At 62.5% G+C, this 14,320-nt stretch carries 14 protein-coding genes and 1 pseudogene; 9 read left to right on the top strand and 6 right to left on the bottom strand.

What is annotated here, in order from left to right:
• Positions 1 to 20 precede the first annotated feature (20 nt).
• The 3 genes from CR492_RS00770 to CR492_RS00760 form a co-directional block, all read right to left on the bottom strand.
• Entirely contained in the window at positions 21 to 269 is a 249-nt protein-coding gene (locus CR492_RS00770; protein ID WP_102841813.1) for a hypothetical protein, read from the bottom strand.
• 147 nt (positions 270 to 416) lie between these two features.
• On the bottom strand, positions 417 to 1,067 hold the full coding sequence (msrA, locus tag CR492_RS00765; protein WP_102841812.1) for a peptide-methionine (S)-S-oxide reductase MsrA: 651 nt from the start codon (positions 1,065 to 1,067) through the stop codon (positions 417 to 419).
• A gap of 256 nt (positions 1,068 to 1,323) precedes the next feature.
• Positions 1,324 to 1,641 (bottom strand): hypothetical protein, encoded by a 318-nt coding sequence (locus tag CR492_RS00760; protein WP_102841811.1) that lies wholly within the window; start codon positions 1,639 to 1,641, stop codon positions 1,324 to 1,326.
• Between the two features lie 286 nt (positions 1,642 to 1,927).
• Between CR492_RS00760 and CR492_RS00755 the strand changes: the two genes are divergently transcribed.
• Positions 1,928 to 2,647 carry a DUF1013 domain-containing protein gene (locus tag CR492_RS00755; protein WP_102841810.1) on the top strand — a complete coding sequence of 240 codons (720 nt, stop codon included), beginning with the start codon at positions 1,928 to 1,930 and terminating at the stop codon, positions 2,645 to 2,647.
• Positions 2,648 to 2,809: 162 nt separating this feature from the next.
• Positions 2,810 to 3,220: a hypothetical protein gene (locus tag CR492_RS00750; protein WP_146030126.1), complete on the top strand. Its 411-nt coding sequence runs from the start codon at positions 2,810 to 2,812 to the stop codon at positions 3,218 to 3,220.
• 335 nt (positions 3,221 to 3,555) lie between these two features.
• Here the strand turns inward: CR492_RS00750 and CR492_RS00745 are convergent, their stop codons facing one another.
• Complete coding sequence (locus CR492_RS00745) at positions 3,556 to 4,077, bottom strand: DUF2244 domain-containing protein (protein ID WP_102841808.1); 522 nt, start codon at positions 4,075 to 4,077, stop codon at positions 3,556 to 3,558.
• Between the two features lie 64 nt (positions 4,078 to 4,141).
• On the opposite strand from CR492_RS00745, the gene nth reads away from it, so the two are divergent.
• A complete protein-coding gene (nth, locus tag CR492_RS00740; RefSeq protein ID WP_102841807.1) occupies positions 4,142 to 4,864 on the top strand; it encodes an endonuclease III in 723 nt (240 codons plus the stop codon).
• Between the two features lie 12 nt (positions 4,865 to 4,876).
• Here nth and CR492_RS00735 read toward each other — a convergent pair whose 3' ends face one another.
• Entirely contained in the window at positions 4,877 to 5,383 is a 507-nt protein-coding gene (locus tag CR492_RS00735; protein ID WP_146030125.1) for a hypothetical protein, read from the bottom strand.
• A gap of 276 nt (positions 5,384 to 5,659) precedes the next feature.
• Between CR492_RS00735 and CR492_RS00730 the strand changes: the two genes are divergently transcribed.
• The 3 genes from CR492_RS00730 (at position 5,660) to CR492_RS00720 (ending at position 9,775) form a co-directional block, all read left to right on the top strand.
• A complete protein-coding gene (locus CR492_RS00730; RefSeq protein WP_180982379.1) occupies positions 5,660 to 7,741 on the top strand; it encodes a PHA/PHB synthase family protein in 2,082 nt (693 codons plus the stop codon).
• Between the two features lie 166 nt (positions 7,742 to 7,907).
• Positions 7,908 to 8,795, top strand: a complete 888-nt coding sequence (gene gluQRS / locus CR492_RS00725) for a tRNA glutamyl-Q(34) synthetase GluQRS (RefSeq protein WP_102841805.1) — start codon at positions 7,908 to 7,910, stop codon at positions 8,793 to 8,795.
• A 272-nt stretch (positions 8,796 to 9,067) separates the two neighbouring features.
• Positions 9,068 to 9,775, top strand: a complete 708-nt coding sequence (locus CR492_RS00720) for a DUF6134 family protein (protein WP_102841804.1) — start codon at positions 9,068 to 9,070, stop codon at positions 9,773 to 9,775.
• A 34-nt stretch (positions 9,776 to 9,809) separates the two neighbouring features.
• On the opposite strand, the gene CR492_RS00715 is transcribed toward CR492_RS00720, so the two are convergent.
• Complete coding sequence (locus tag CR492_RS00715) at positions 9,810 to 11,807, bottom strand: M23 family metallopeptidase (protein WP_102841803.1); 1,998 nt, start codon at positions 11,805 to 11,807, stop codon at positions 9,810 to 9,812.
• Between the two features lie 745 nt (positions 11,808 to 12,552).
• Between CR492_RS00715 and rplU the strand changes: the two are divergent.
• The 3 genes and pseudogenes from rplU to CR492_RS00700 form a co-directional block, all read left to right on the top strand.
• Positions 12,553 to 12,861: pseudogene (rplU, locus tag CR492_RS00710) on the top strand (50S ribosomal protein L21); the annotation flags it as partial.
• A gap of 224 nt (positions 12,862 to 13,085) precedes the next feature.
• Positions 13,086 to 13,361 (top strand): 50S ribosomal protein L27, encoded by a 276-nt coding sequence (rpmA, locus tag CR492_RS00705; RefSeq protein ID WP_102841801.1) that lies wholly within the window; start codon positions 13,086 to 13,088, stop codon positions 13,359 to 13,361.
• A 180-nt stretch (positions 13,362 to 13,541) separates the two neighbouring features.
• On the top strand, positions 13,542 to 14,186 hold the full coding sequence (locus CR492_RS00700) for a GNAT family N-acetyltransferase (protein WP_102841800.1): 645 nt from the start codon (positions 13,542 to 13,544) through the stop codon (positions 14,184 to 14,186).
• The last annotated feature ends 134 nt before the right edge of the window (positions 14,187 to 14,320 follow it).

Raw genomic sequence — 14,320 nt, 5'->3', positions numbered from 1 at the left:
AAAGCTGGATTTGCGCTGACTCAATCGTTTTGAGAAGGCGCCTCATCGGAAAATATTTCGTCCGGCTTCAGCCGGACATGATGCATCTTGGTCTTGTGACGCACGCCGACGCTGCGGCCGAGGACAATGGGCGCCTCATGCCTCTCTGGATAGGCGGCCGGCGCGGCGAGCCCCTGATCAGGGGCAGCTGCGAGTGGGTTGGCGGCCAGACCCCCGGCCGCCATCATGAAGATGGCGGCGCCCAGGACATAAACTCGCAAACAATTCATCTATGGCTCCCAACGCCCGACGCAAATCGCGCCAGCCCAAAATAAGGCGCTTTTACGCCACTTTTATAACACAAACGTTGCGCTAGGAAAATCGCCTTCCTGCGCCCTGTTGACGGATGACATTCCCACAAAAAGCGGCATGTTCGCTCAAGCGGCGACGCCGATCGCGATCGGGCAACACACGCCTGTGCCGCCCAGGCCGCAATAGCCGTTCGGATTTTTGGCGAGATATTGCTGGTGATAGCCCTCAGCATAATAGAACGCCGGGCGCTCAACGATTTCGGTCGTGATCGGTCCATAGCCCTTTTGCGCCAGCGCGCGAGAGAAGGCGTCGCGGCTCGCCACCGCCGTGGCGCGCTGCGCGGCGTCGGCGACATAAACGCCGGAGCGATATTGGGTGCCGACGTCATTTCCCTGCCGCATGCCCTGCGTCGGGTCATGACTCTCCCAAAAACTCTTCAATAAGAGTTCGTAAGAGGTGATTTTCGGATCGAAAGCGACCAGCACAACCTCATTATGACCGGTGAGGCCGGAGCACACTTCCTCATAAGTCGGATTGGGCGTCACCCCGCCGGCATAGCCGACAGCGGTCGAATAAATTCCTTCGCCCAATTCCCAGAACTTGCGCTCAGCCCCCCAAAAACAGCCAAACCCGAACAGGGCGGTCTCGATTCCCTCGGGAAACGGCGGCGCGATTGGGCGTCCATTCACAAAATGCTTGTCCGCTGTCTTGATTGGCTCGAACCGGCCCGGCAACGCATCTGCGGCCGCGGGCAAGGTCAGAAGTTTGCGGAACATGCCTTTCCTTTCAGAAAATTTTGCCGCTTTCGGCCAGCCCCGCTCAGATGAGGCGTCCACGCTCAACTACAATGGTTATGGCTGGGTCAAAGTTGCGTAATTGCGTTAATTTCTCATCAATTCCGCGCGCGCGGCCGGACCGCTTTTCGCAATTCCGCCGTCTGCTTTAATTGAAAAGACGTTTTATAACAAGCAAATATGGCATTTCGGCACGTCCACCAAACATGCAAAAGCGTCAGCATTGCGTGAAGGCGCCTCAGCGGCTCGAATAGCCGATCTTCGGTTTCGGCTTCTGCGCCAGCCACAGAGCGATCAGGCCGATGAGCGCGAGCAAAACAAAACTCGGCAGCCGCCCAAAGGCGTCGAGGGCGGGCTCGAGCCATGACGGCGCCCGGCGCGCGACCGTTTGGTGAAAGGCGTCGAATTTCGACGGCGCAAGAGCCGCGGCGGCGGCGCCGACCTCAGTCAGCAGCACGCGCCCGGCGGCAAAGGAGCGCCAGCCGTCGATCATCAGGGCGGCGAAGGCGCTTGCGAGCGAAAACAGGCCGATGAATTGCAGCACGGAACGGATCATCGAACGCGCAAAGCTCCTTGAAGCAGGGTTACGACATAGCGCGGCGCCGGTAAATTGTTTCAAACGGCGCGGCTGGAACGGGCGGCCGCGAGCGCTTCAATGCAGCAAGCGGATTGCCTTCGCAGTCGGGGGCGCCTATATTGCGGCAATTCCCGTCATGGCTAACGTTCAGCCTCGTCTCGTGAGCTTCGTCTCGTGAGCCTCGCCTCTGCGCGGCGGGCGTTCCAGACGTCGCCTCTTCGCCGTCTGGGGCAATTTCCGTTTTGAGCGCAAAGGAGAAGCTAACATGAACACCGCGCCGCTCATGCCCAAGGCAACCGCCGTGTGGCTCGTCGAGAACACCTCGCTGACCTTCGATCAGATCGCCAATTTCTGCAAATTGCATCCGCTGGAGGTCAAGGGCATCGCAGACGGCGAGGTCGCGAGCGGAATCAAGGGGCACGATCCGATCACCTCCGGCCAGTTGACGCGCGAGGAGATCGCCGCCGCGGAAAAGGATCAGAACCGCCAACTCCAGCTCGCCGTCTCCAAGGTGCGGTTGCCGGAGCCGGCGCGCAAGCGCGGCGCGCGCTATACTCCCCTTTCGCGCCGGCAGGACCGCCCCAACGCGATTTTGTGGCTCGTGCGCAATCATCCGGAATTGAAAGACGCGCAGATCATGCGCCTCGCCGGCACCACCAAATCCACCCTGCAGGCGATCCGCAGCCGCACGCATTGGAATTCCGCCGCGCTGACGCCGGCCGACCCCGTCACGCTTGGACTTTGCTCGCAGATTGACCTCGATTTCGAGGTCAATCGCGCCGCCAAGGACCGGCCGCATGTCGAGGAGAGCCATGGCGACACGCTGTTGCCGGCCGAGACCACGACGCGCGCGCCCTATCGCGAGGAGCCAAGGACGGAAGCCGAAGTTTTCGGCGCGGCCGCGCCGAAGCCGGCAGAGGTCGAGGACGATGTCGACGTGCATTCGGTCTTCGCCAGCCTGAAAGGGCTGAAGGTGAAAGAGTGAATACTTAAACTTGTAATCTTCCCGTATTGATTGGCTTTTCCTGCTTCCCGCAAGATCGCATGGCTATGATTGCTTGCGAATCGCGATCAGCCGATTCGCTCCGGCTCGCCTGAGGCTGGCGACCGGGCGATTCGGCTCATCTTGCCTGGCGGGAGAAGCTTTATGAAGCAATTGGCTGCGCCTGCCCGTGGCGCGGACGCGGCGGCGCCAGTTGAGCGCCGGGCTCGCGCAGACGAGGTCCGAGGTTTGGCGGCGCGCGCGGGGCGTTCCGCCGCCGGCCTCGGCATATCCTGGCTCTGCGCTTTTGTCCTCACCGGCGCCTGCGCGGCGGCGGACCTTGGTTATGCGCCGCGGCCCTATCTTGTTCCGCCGCCGCCGGCCCCTCCGCCCTATGCTTTCGCCGTCGATCCGCGTTGCAGCATTGTGCCAATGCCGCAGGCTGATCTTGTCGGCGATACCGCCCGCTTTCGCGCCACGGCGGTCTGTCAGTCGCGCGGCCTCTACGCTGATTCGCTGATTTTTCCGGGGCCGCCAGTGCTGTACCGCGGCTATAATTACGGAAGGGAGCCATAGGCGCCGCGGGAAACATTGCTCGGCCCAAGATCGGCGCTTTATCCGTCGAACATCCGCCGCAGTCGCGGGCGCGGCGCAGCATTCTTCGCGGGAGAGTTGCGAACCGGCGTCAGAGACGCGCCGATCTTGCAAAACTACTGCGGTTTCAATTCTTTTTTATGTTTTCTTAACGTGTTTGGGTCAGGCACACGCCCCGCCACAGGTGTAGTGACAGCACGCGAGGTTCGATGCCTTCGCGACTTTCGGACGGTTCGCGCCGATTCGTTTCTAAATAGCAGGCGCCGCCATGTCTGGCCGGCCGTTTCACAGGTTGAAACGGCCGGGCCTTCTCGATCTCATTTTCCATCTAAGGAATATCGCGGACCGCGCCGGGCTTCCGCCAGCGCGCGCGCCAAAGCGCCGGCAAAATTCGCTTTCTCGGCGGGACCAAGAAAATCCGCGACCTCAAGGCTGAGGCCGCGCGAAACGAGCGCCAGGCGCAATATGCCGAATTCCTCATGCTCCTCGCGCTCCAGCCGCACGAAAGCGGGATTGAAGCGCCACTCCGCCCGCTCGCCCGCCGCGCTCACCTTGACGACAAACAACTCGAACGGCGTCACCGCGAAATCTTCATAAGCGCGCGCGGCGCGGAAATTTGCTTTGAAGGCGACATAGAGCAGCGCGACGTCGAGGCCGCAGAAGCCGGCGACCGGCCAGGCCCCCAGAAAAATAAACGGCAGGCTGGTGATAATATTGGCCCCTAGAAAAGCCATCAGAAGCAGTCTGAAATGAGCGGCGCGAAGCGAGCGATGCGGCTGCAGCCGCGTGGCGAAAAGGGCGACGTCGCTGGGGAGGATGGCGGACTCGGCGGTTGGCATGGGGGACGCGGCTCTTCTCTCTCGCTCCTTGCCAAACTATAACGCGCCGATGGCGAAAAGAACCATGGCAAAATCCGCGGGCGCGCGCGCAGCGGCCGCCCCTCCGGCCGCTGGCGGCGCCCCGGCCGCCGCAAAAACGCGGGCGGCGACGCAGGCCAGTCGCATCGAAGCGATTTTCGCCCGTTTCGAAGCCGCCTCGCCTCATCCGGAAGGCGAACTGGATTATAGCAATCCCTACACTTTGCTTGTCGCCGTCACGCTGTCGGCGCAAGCGACCGATGTCGGCGTCAACAAGGCGACCAAGGCCCTGTTCGCGCTCGCCGACAGCCCGCAAAAAATGCTGGCGCTCGGCGAAGACCGGCTGCGCGAAATGATCAAGACCATCGGCCTCTACCGGACCAAGGCGAAACATGTCATCGAAGCGTCACGCCAATTGGTCGAACGATTTGGCGGCGAAGTCCCGCGCGACCGGGCCGCGCTGGAAACCCTGCCCGGCGTCGGCCGGAAAACGGCCAATGTGGTGATGAACATCGCCTTCGGCGCGGCGACGATCGCCGTCGACACGCATATTTTTCGCGTCTCGAACCGCATCCCGCTGGCGAAAGGCAAGACCCCGCTGGAAGTCGAGCTCGGCCTCGAACGCGTCATTCCGGACGCCTTCAAGCACCACGCGCATCACTGGCTGATCCTGCATGGCCGGTATGTGTGCAAGGCGCGCAAACCCGAATGCGGGCGTTGCCTTATCGTCGATCTCTGTGACTTTCCCGATAAGACGTTTCCCGCCTGAGATGGAAGACGCCTATTGCTGCGCGCCGGCCGGCGGGATGACGCCGCGCGCCTTGTTGCTGGCCTCCGCGCCGCTGAGTTCGCGCCGGAGCGTGTCGAGCTCGGCCGGATTGCGCGGCTTCGGCCGGGTCGGCTCGGCGCCCCAGGTCGGCTGATAGCTGAGGCTGTCGGGATCGGGGCGCGCTTCCTTCACGAAGTCCTTGGCTTCCGGCACATCGGGCCAGAGCTTGGTGTTCAGCAGCGTATCCAGTGGCGAACCGGCCGGGTTGCGTTTCTCGACGGCGGTCTTCTGTCGCGCAGGTGCGGGCGCAGGGGCTGCCGAAGGAGCGGGCGTCGGATCCGCCGTCTGCGCGGCGAGCGGCGGCGCGGCGAGGCTGAAGGCGGCGGCGACGAGCAACGCCAGCGCTGCGCGCGGCGCCGGGGCGAAATCAGTCGGAAGAAGAGGCGCGCATATGGCCATATCGAGGGTCTCGCCAGTCGGGACGCCGCTTCGACGCCGCTGTTGGATTTTTTTGAGCATGTTCCGAAAATTTTCCGGTCGTTCGGATCGCATGATCGTTAAAACAGAAGTTCAAAGAGGGAAAGGCGCGCCTTCGCCCCGCCGCGCCGATCAGGATCCAGGCAGAATAGCGTCACAACATGGTTTTCCGGCGGCGTAAAATCATTATGATGAGGCCGAGCCGGCCACTGGCCGGCGCGTCTTTAGCTTCTATCCCGGGATAAATTTGCCACCAGGCGCCTCAAGCCAAAACAGCCTGCGGTTGAAAAGAAATAAGAAACCTCAGAGGACAACGCCATGAGCCCGACAGGACCCCGCCGCGCACCGGAAACCGGACAGGTCAACAAGGCCAAGATCGCAGCGCGCAAGAAGCGGGCGCTCGCCCAGGCGTCGGCGCAAGAGAAGCGGCGCGCCAAAACCCCCGCTGCGCAGGCCGCGCCCGGCAATGGCGCGGAGGCGAAAGGCGCGGAGGCGAGCGCCGCTCCGGCCGCCGCGCCGCCGGCGCAACCCGGCTTCCCGGTTGGCTTTCCGGCCGTGCCCCCGGCGTTTGCGGCGCTGTCGCCGATCCTTGCGAATCTCGCGGGTCCGAGCGGAGCGGCGAGCGCCGCGCCAAAACCCGATTTCGAGCGAATGGCCTATAATATCGCGCGGCTCTTCGAACAGGGAGGTAAGGCGCTTGCGGCCAGCCTGAAGCCGCCGGCGAAGGGCGAAATCAAGAGCGAACTCTCGACCGAACTCTCGAATGCAGTCCGCTCGATCAGCAAGGTGACCGAACTCTGGCTGAGCGACCCTAAAAAGACCGCCGAGGCGCAGACCGCGCTGATGATGAGCTTTCTCGGCCTCATGTCGAACACGGTGCGCCGGCTCTCCGGCGAATCCGGCGATCCGCTCGTCCCCTATGACCCCTCCGACAAGCGGTTCGCCGCTCCGGAATGGCGAGAAAGCCCGTTCTTCGATTTTCTGAGGCAGGCGCATGCGATCAGCGTCAATTGGGCGAACGGCCTGATCGAACGCTCCGAGGAGCTTGATCCGCGTACGCGCGAGAAAGCCAAATTCTATTTCCGGCAGCTGTCCAGCGCCTTGTCGCCGTCGAATTTTCTCGCGACCAATCCGGAGGTGTTGAAGGAAACCTGGCAATCGAGCGGCGAAAACCTCGTGCGCGGCGCTTCCATGCTTGCGCGCGACCTTGAGGCCGGCAACGGCCGCCTGAAAATCACCCGCTACGACGCGTCGAAATTCGAGGTCGGCGTCAATCTCGCGACGACGCCGGGAAAAGTCATTTTCCGCAACGAACTCATTGAACTCATTCAATATGCGCCGACGACCGAGACCGTCTACAAACGGCCGCTGCTGATCGTGCCGCCCTGGATCAACAAATTCTACATCCTCGATCTTACCGCCGACAAAAGCTTCGTGCGCTATGCCGCGTCGCAGGGGCTGACCGTCTTCATCATCTCCTGGGTCAATCCCGATGCGCGCCATCGCGACAAGGGGTTCGAAAATTATATGCGCGAGGGCATTTTCGCCGCGCTTGACGCCATCGAGAAGGCGACCGGCGAGACCACCGTGACCCCCATCGGCTATTGCATCGGCGGGACGCTGCTCGCCATGACGCTCGCCTATATGGCCGAAACCGGCGACAAAAGGATCGACAGCGCCTCCTTCTTCACGACGCAGACCGATTTCAGCCATGCCGGCGATCTGAAACTCTTCGTCGACGAAGAGCAGCTGCGCGATCTCGAGGAGAAAATGGCCGGGCCCGGCTATCTCGAAGCGGCCTCGATGGCAAATTCCTTCAACATGCTGCGGCCCGAGGATCTGATCTGGTCCTTCGTCATCAACAATTACATGAAAGGCAAGGCGCCGCTCGCCTTTGACCTGCTCGCCTGGAACTCCGACGCGACGCGGATGACGGCGGCCAATCACATGGCCTATCTGCGCGATTGCTACCTCGAGAATAAATTTGCGCGCGGCCTCTCCTCGTTTGGCGGCAAGCCGCTCGATCTGCACAAGGTGACTATCCCGATTTATCACCTTGCCACGCGCGAGGATCATATCGCGCCGGCGCGCTCCGTCTTCATCGGCGCGCAGCTGTTCGGCGGCGAGGTCCGCTATGTGCTCGCCGGGTCCGGACATATCGCCGGCGTCATCAATTCGGTCGCAAAGCCCAAATATCAATATTGGCTTGGCGAGCCGCCCTCAGGGTCTTTCGACGACTGGGTGGCGAAGGCGACCGAGCATCCCGGCAGCTGGTGGCCGGATTGGGTCCAGTGGGTCACGGCGCAAGCGCCCGCGCGCGTGCCGGCGCGCATTCCCGGCGACGGCGCGCTGAAACCGCTCTGCGACGCGCCCGGCGAATATGTGAAGGTGCGCTACTGATCTCAATCAAGGCGGCCGCCCGCCGAAGCCAGCCGGACCGGCCGCTTTTTCACGCCTTTTTGACCCGCCGAAGGATTTTATGCTTGTAGTAGCGACATGAAAACCGCGATCTTCGAGCCATGATCGGAGCGCCGCGAGGCGACCGTCCCCTCGGACTTCTGAAAACATGACGCGGAGCTTCTCGAACCAGACCTTCCGCTTCGCGCCTTCCTCGAACGGTTTGCTTCATCTTGGCCATGCCTATTCGGCGGCGCTGAATTTCGAGCTGGCCCAAGCGACCGGCGGCCGCATGTTGTTGCGCATCGAGAATATCGACGCGGAACGGTGCCGCGCGGAATTTGAGCAGGCGATCTATGACGATCTTCACTGGCTCGGTTTGAGCTGGGAGCTTCCGGCGCGGCGTCAGTCAGAACATTTCGCCGATTACGCCAATGCGCTCGAGCGGCTTCGCGCGCTCGGAGCGGCCTATCCCTGTTTTTGTTCGCGCGGCGAGATCATGGCCGCCGTCGCCAGCAAGCCGGATTGGCCGCGCGATCCCGACGGATCGCCGCTCTATCCCGGCCTTTGCAAGCATCTCTCGCCAGCCGAGCGCGCCAGGCGATTGGCGAGCGGACGCTCCGCGGCGACGCGCATCGATATGGCGGCGGCGCTGGCCCATGTCGGGTTTCAGCTCGATTGGCTCGAGCGCTCTCCCCAAGGCATGGGCGCCTCGCGCCGCCAGGCGACGCCCGCGATCTGGGGCGACGCAATCATCGCGCGCCGCGACATTAAAACGAGCTACCATATCGCCGTTGTAACCGACGACGCGCTGCAGGGCGTGACCGACGTCGTCCGCGGCGAGGATTTGTTCATGGCGACGCATCTGCACCGCCTGTTGCAGACGCTGCTCGATCTGCCGGCGCCAACCTATCGGCATCACCGCCTGCTTCGAGACGCGTCCGGGCAGAAACTGTCGAAAAGCCTGCGCGCCAAATCGCTGCGGGCGCTGCGTCAGGAAGGTCTGTCGCCGCAAGCGGCGCGCGAATCCCTGAAAATCGAGGCGACCGCCGGCTGATGATTTCAATGGCGAAGATGAAGCAAGATTAACCCGACGCGATGTTGACGCGATCGAGCGAATGGGAATAGCTGAGCGCGCGCCGACAGTAGATCACGATGGTTTTGGATCGAATCAGTCCAAAGTCGCGTGTGGGATCGCCCTAAGCGTTTGGAGTGGAAGGCGGCCCCGCTTTTCCTCAACCCGCCTGTGACGCTGCCGAGCTGGCGCGCGACTAAAATCCGACGCTTTTGTAACTTAGACGATTTCGACCGCAATTTACGGGTGCTGACATGAAAATACTTGGCGTTATGCTTGCTTTGACGACCGCATTGGTCGCTGTGACCCCCGGTCGCGCCGATCCAGCGGCGCCAAAGGGCGAAGCCGCCCCGCATGCGCCTGCGTCTAAACCCGCGGCGAAATCGCAGCAGACCTTCGATATCGTCCGCAAGGGCGACAAGATCGGCTCGAATGTAATTGACATCGAGCGCAAGGGCGATACGACAACAGCCAAGAACAAGACCAATATTTCGGTCAAGGTCATGTATATCGAAGCCTATCGCTACGAGCACGCCTGCAGCGAAACCTGGAAAGCCGGTCAGCTCACCGGCTTCAAATCGCAGACCGACGACAATGGGACGAAGCACACGATCGAAATTGCCCCGTCTGCGACGCCGGACAAGATCACGCTCATCGTCGACGGCAAATCATCGGAGGAGCCGAAGTCGATCGCGCCCGCGAGCCTTTGGAGCCGGGATCTTGTCACTCGGACCGAGCTGTTCGATCCCGCCGACGGCAAAAGATATACGGTAAAGGTCAAGGACCTCGGCGAAGAAACGCTGACGATCGGCGGCGTCGCGCGCAAGACGCAGCATTTTCAGCTGTCAGCCAAGCCGCCCGAGGATTTCGACCGCGACCTCTGGTTCGACGGCGACGAGCTGGTGCGGATGAAACTTGTCGGATCCGACAAGTCGGTCGTTGTCTCCGACCTTGTAAAATAGGTTTCTGCGAGCGCGCCAACGCGCGCCGCACACCCTATTTCGCGCGCTGTTCGGCGACGACGCGCTCTGCCGCCGGCGCCTCGGCGAGCAGACCGTCGATACGGTCGCGTTCGCGCTTGAAAGTGGCCAGCATGCGCCCGTCGAATTCGCGCGTGCGCGACAGTTTCACCTTCATCGGATCGACGAAATGGCCGTTGACCAGCACCTCGTAATGGAGGTGCGGCCCGGTCGCGAGGCCGGTCTGGCCGAGATAGCCGATGACCTGGCCTTGCTTGACGCGCGCGCCCTCGCCCGCCCCGCGCGCGAAGCCCGACATGTGGTTATAGGTCGTGACATAGCCATTGGCGTGTTCGATCTCGACGCGCCGTCCATAGCCTGAATCCCATCCCGCCTTGACGATCACGCCATTGCCGGCGGCGACGATCGGCGTTCCGATCGGGGCGGCCCAATCAACGCCCGTGTGCGGACGCGTGTAACCGAGGATCGGATGGAATCGCGACCCGAATCCTGAGGTGAATTTGGCGTTGAGGATCGGCGTGCGCACGAGGAATTTTCGCGTCGATCTTCCGTCCTGATCGTAGAAATCGACGACGCCGTCGTCCGGCGTCTGAAACCGGTAATAGCGGTAGGTCTCGCCGCGCGCCGTGATCGTCGCGTAGAGGAGCTGATTGCGCGCTTCGCCCTCGTCGCTTTCGTCGTAGAAGGCCTCGAACGAATCGCCGCCGCTAACCGAGCGCTGGAAGTCGACGTCATTGGCGAAGACACGCACGAGATCATCGATGATCGGACGCGGGATTTCCTGTTTCAACGCCGTTTCATAAAGCGAATCATAAAGCCGCAGGCCGTCCTCGTCGTCGTTGTCGTCGGCCTGACGCTTCGCCGGACGCGCGGGCGCCGTCACGCGCACATAGTCGCCGCGATCGTTGATGGCGACGGCGCTCTCGAGGCTCTCCTCCTGGTAGACCGAAAGCCGCGCGAGCGTCGTCTTCTCCTCGGCGCCGTCGAGATCGGCGAACAACAATTTGACGCGGCGTCCCTCGGGAGCCGCCGATTCGCCGGACTTCAGCTTGAATGCGGCAATCACCGAAGCGGCTTTGTCCCTGCTCAGCCCTGCCGCGCGCAAAACGTCGTCGAGCGTCTCGCCGTGGCGCACCACAACGAGCCGCTCCTCCGTCTGCGCCGGCTTTGCCGGCTGCGGCGCGCGGGCGACGTTGGTCACGTTTTCGGGCACCATCCGCACTTCGATCGCCGAAAAGGGCGTCGTCTTGATTTGCTCGGCGGGATTTGCATAGGCGAGCATGCCGGGCAGATTGGCGCGCGCGGTGCGCATCAAAAGCAACTGCGGCGGCAGGGCGATCTGCCGTGATCCCGCCGTCGCGCTGTTCTTCACATGTTCGGCGACCTGGGCGCGAACCTCTTCGTCGCTGAGGCCGGTCGCCGCGAGATTTTCGACCGGCACGTCGCGCATCGTCCAGGAGACTTCCGCGTCATCCTGCACCGGCTCCGGCGCGACATCGATCGGATTGCGCGCGTCTGCGAGAATTTTCAAGGGGTTGAACGCTGGCACGTCAGCCAGACCGCTGCTGCTCGTCAGCAACGTGGTCTCGACGCGGGTAAAGGTGTGGGTCTTCATCACCTCTTTGTCGCCGACCTTGATCGTCGTCGGCGCGCGAAAGCTCTGCTTGGCCGCGACGATGTCGACCGCTTTGACGAGGCGGTCCGCCTTGTGCTGGTTCACGCCGAAATCGACATTGATTTCCTTGCGCGGCGCAAGCGAGGGCGGCTCGGCGATAAAGGCGTGATTCCCGAGCGACGCAAAGATCGCAGCGCCGATCAGCGCGCCGCCTGAGACGCCCGTCAAAACCGTGCCGGACAACCATCGGAACGAAATGCGCCGCCGGTCGAAGGACGAATGACGCTTGCCGTCCGCCTCGATTGCGGGCTCATGCCCGAGATCGACGCCGCCCTGAAAGCGACCGAGCCAGAGCCCCGGGACAAACTGATGACTGCGCAAAGGCGCATCCATGGTCATGCGATTTTCTGGCCCTGATCGAATTCTTGGTCGTTTCCTGGCCGCCGCCGCGCGGCGCTCGGGGAGAACCGCGCTGAAGGTCGTTTGGCGATGATTGCAGCCGAAAGGGGCACTTGGGAAACCGGAACCTGGCGGGAGAAGCTGGCAGAGTGCGGCCTAACCGCGGCGACCCGAAGACTGACGCCGAAAGCGCCGCAGAGCCTGATTGACCGAAAAGCCTGTTGACCTCAGACAGAAGACGTCATTTAGCGTCAAGTCTCTTAAATATCTAAAGGCAATCCTTTCCCGGTCCACGCTTGCGCCAAAAACATGATGCGGCGCGCGCCAATATTGCCCGCCAACGACAAAGCCTGCCGAACATGGCCCAAATTGGGCGTTGCGCACTAGTTCGCCGGCATCGAATGATTTGACAAGAGCGGCCAGCTTTTGTAATTGATCCTTCGCAGCGCGGCGCTCTTTCGTCCGCGCTTTTTCTATTCGCGCCTTGGCTGCTTCACCAACTGGCCGACGCGGAGGACCCGACGTAGAGGTTTGCGTGGGGCGAAAAGTCCCGTTGTCACGCAATCGCGCGGCGAACGGCATGACGGAGCGGGGCCCGGCGGGCTACGCGGCGTCATGCGATCAATCGCGGGGACGCGGGCGGTTTCTCAGGAAGCGGCTCCCGTCCCGACCGGATTTCGACAGCTGCAAAGAAGACGGCCCGCGGGGTTGCCCGTAAGAGCCGGATCGAACACAAGGAAAAACGATGTTCGCAGTCATCAAAACCGGCGGCAAGCAGTATAATGTTTCCGCCGACGACACCATTACGGTGATGGCCTTGCCCGGCGAAAAGGGCGACGCCGTCAGCTTTGACACGGTCCTGATGTATGGCGGCGAGGGCCAATCGACCCTTGGCGCGCCCTTTATCGAGGGCGCCAGCGTCGTCGGCGAGATCGTCGAGCAGAAGCGCGGGCCGAAGGTGATCTCCTTCAAGAAGCGGCGCCGCCAGAATTCGAAGCGCAAGCGCGGTCACCGGCAGGATCTGACCCTCGTGCGCATCACCTCGCTCGGGGCCGGCGGCGCGTCGGCCGGGACGGGATCGCCCGCGGGCGAGGCGCCTGCAGCCAGCGCCCCTGAGGCCTAACGCGCTTTCGGCGCCGGCCGCGCGAGCCGGAACAAATTTTGCTTTACGGCTAGGGTCGTATCCGCCCTAACCCCGTGAGGCTCCGCCCAACCAGCAATACGCGGCGAGCGATGTGCGCTTTAGCGCCTCCGCCGCAACAATTTGGAGCCAGATCAATGGCGCATAAAAAAGCAGGCGGTTCATCCCGCAACGGCCGCGACTCCGCCGGCCGGCGTCTCGGCGTGAAGAAATTCGGCGGCGAGCGCGTCGTCAGCGGCAATATCATCGTGCGGCAACGAGGCACCAAATGGCATCCCGGCGCCAATGTCGGAATCGGCGTAGACCATACGCTGTTCGCCCTCGCCGACGGCACGATCAAGTTCCTTACTAAAGACAAAGGCCGGTCTTACGTATCGGTCGTTATCGAGCAGCAAAGCGAAGCAGCAGAATAAGGCGGAGCGTTCTGGAAACCTCCGCCTGATCCCATAGACCCAGGCGGACGCGTTTCCATGTTGAACAAACTCTCTGAGATTCGGCGAGCAGACAAGGGATTTAGCGACGCGTCCGGACCGGCCGATGGGACCACCCCGCTCTTTTTGCAGAGCCCCCCGGTTTTCCGTTCCGGAGCTGAAATGTTCCCCGATCTGACAAGCGACGACATCTTCCGCCTCGAGACAAAGAGGCTTTGGCTGCGCTGGCCGCGCGCCAACGACGCCGCGGCGATCAAGTCTTTTGCGAGCCTTGAAGAGACCGCCCGGATGACGGCGGCGATTCCGCATCCCTATCCCGCTGGTGAGGCCGAGCGTTTCATTTTCAAGGCGCGCGCCGACAACGCCAATGGCCGCGCCATGGTTCTCGTCATCAGCCAGAAGGGCGAAGGCCGGCCGGTGATCGGGCTGACCAGCGCCACGCTGGCTGACAGCGGAGCGATCGAACTTGGCTTTCTGGTTTCGCCGTCCTCCTGGGGCAAGGGCTATGCCCCCGAGGCGGCGCAGGCGCATATCGAGGCGCTGTTCGCGCTGACGCGAGCCGAATATCTTTGCGCCAACGCCCGCGCCCATAATCCGGCCTCGCGTCGCGTTCTGGAAAAATGCGGCTTCGCCTATGTCGACTCCGGCCTCGATCTTTTGCCGGCGCGCGGCGGATTGCATCCCTGCGACCGGTTCCGGCTCAGCCGCAAGGCCTGGGCCGCGCGGCGGCTCAGTCCGCAATTGCCGCCGATGGTGCATCAGACGCCGGACTCGATGCTGGACCATCTGACCATCGCCGGCGGATAGCCACGCAGGCCAACGTAGACGTAACAACCGATCAAACGTTGCGCGTCGCCTCGGCGGCGCGCAACATTGCAATGAAGCCGCCAGGCTTGAAAGCGCCTCGTCTTCCCCATATTGCTGTGCTGACAGGCGACAGG

This window comes from Methylocella silvestris (assembly GCF_002891535.1).
In the GTDB taxonomy this organism is placed as follows: domain Bacteria; phylum Pseudomonadota; class Alphaproteobacteria; order Rhizobiales; family Beijerinckiaceae; genus Methylocapsa; species Methylocapsa silvestris_A.
This window is presented reverse-complemented; position numbering and strand designations above follow the sequence as displayed.

Coding starts and splice junctions, on each gene's coding strand:
- CR492_RS00770 (WP_102841813.1), bottom strand. CDS start 269: ATGAATTGTTTGCGAGTTTATGTCCTGGGCGCCGCCATCTTCATGATG.
- msrA (WP_102841812.1), bottom strand. CDS start 1,067: ATGTTCCGCAAACTTCTGACCTTGCCCGCGGCCGCAGATGCGTTGCCG.
- CR492_RS00760 (WP_102841811.1), bottom strand. CDS start 1,641: ATGATCCGTTCCGTGCTGCAATTCATCGGCCTGTTTTCGCTCGCAAGC.
- CR492_RS00755 (WP_102841810.1), top strand. CDS start 1,928: ATGAACACCGCGCCGCTCATGCCCAAGGCAACCGCCGTGTGGCTCGTC.
- CR492_RS00750 (WP_146030126.1), top strand. CDS start 2,810: ATGAAGCAATTGGCTGCGCCTGCCCGTGGCGCGGACGCGGCGGCGCCA.
- CR492_RS00745 (WP_102841808.1), bottom strand. CDS start 4,077: ATGCCAACCGCCGAGTCCGCCATCCTCCCCAGCGACGTCGCCCTTTTC.
- nth (WP_102841807.1), top strand. CDS start 4,142: ATGGCAAAATCCGCGGGCGCGCGCGCAGCGGCCGCCCCTCCGGCCGCT.
- CR492_RS00735 (WP_146030125.1), bottom strand. CDS start 5,383: ATGCTCAAAAAAATCCAACAGCGGCGTCGAAGCGGCGTCCCGACTGGC.
- CR492_RS00730 (WP_180982379.1), top strand. CDS start 5,660: ATGAGCCCGACAGGACCCCGCCGCGCACCGGAAACCGGACAGGTCAAC.
- gluQRS (WP_102841805.1), top strand. CDS start 7,908: ATGACGCGGAGCTTCTCGAACCAGACCTTCCGCTTCGCGCCTTCCTCG.
- CR492_RS00720 (WP_102841804.1), top strand. CDS start 9,068: ATGAAAATACTTGGCGTTATGCTTGCTTTGACGACCGCATTGGTCGCT.
- CR492_RS00715 (WP_102841803.1), bottom strand. CDS start 11,807: ATGACCATGGATGCGCCTTTGCGCAGTCATCAGTTTGTCCCGGGGCTC.
- rpmA (WP_102841801.1), top strand. CDS start 13,086: ATGGCGCATAAAAAAGCAGGCGGTTCATCCCGCAACGGCCGCGACTCC.
- CR492_RS00700 (WP_102841800.1), top strand. CDS start 13,542: ATGTTCCCCGATCTGACAAGCGACGACATCTTCCGCCTCGAGACAAAG.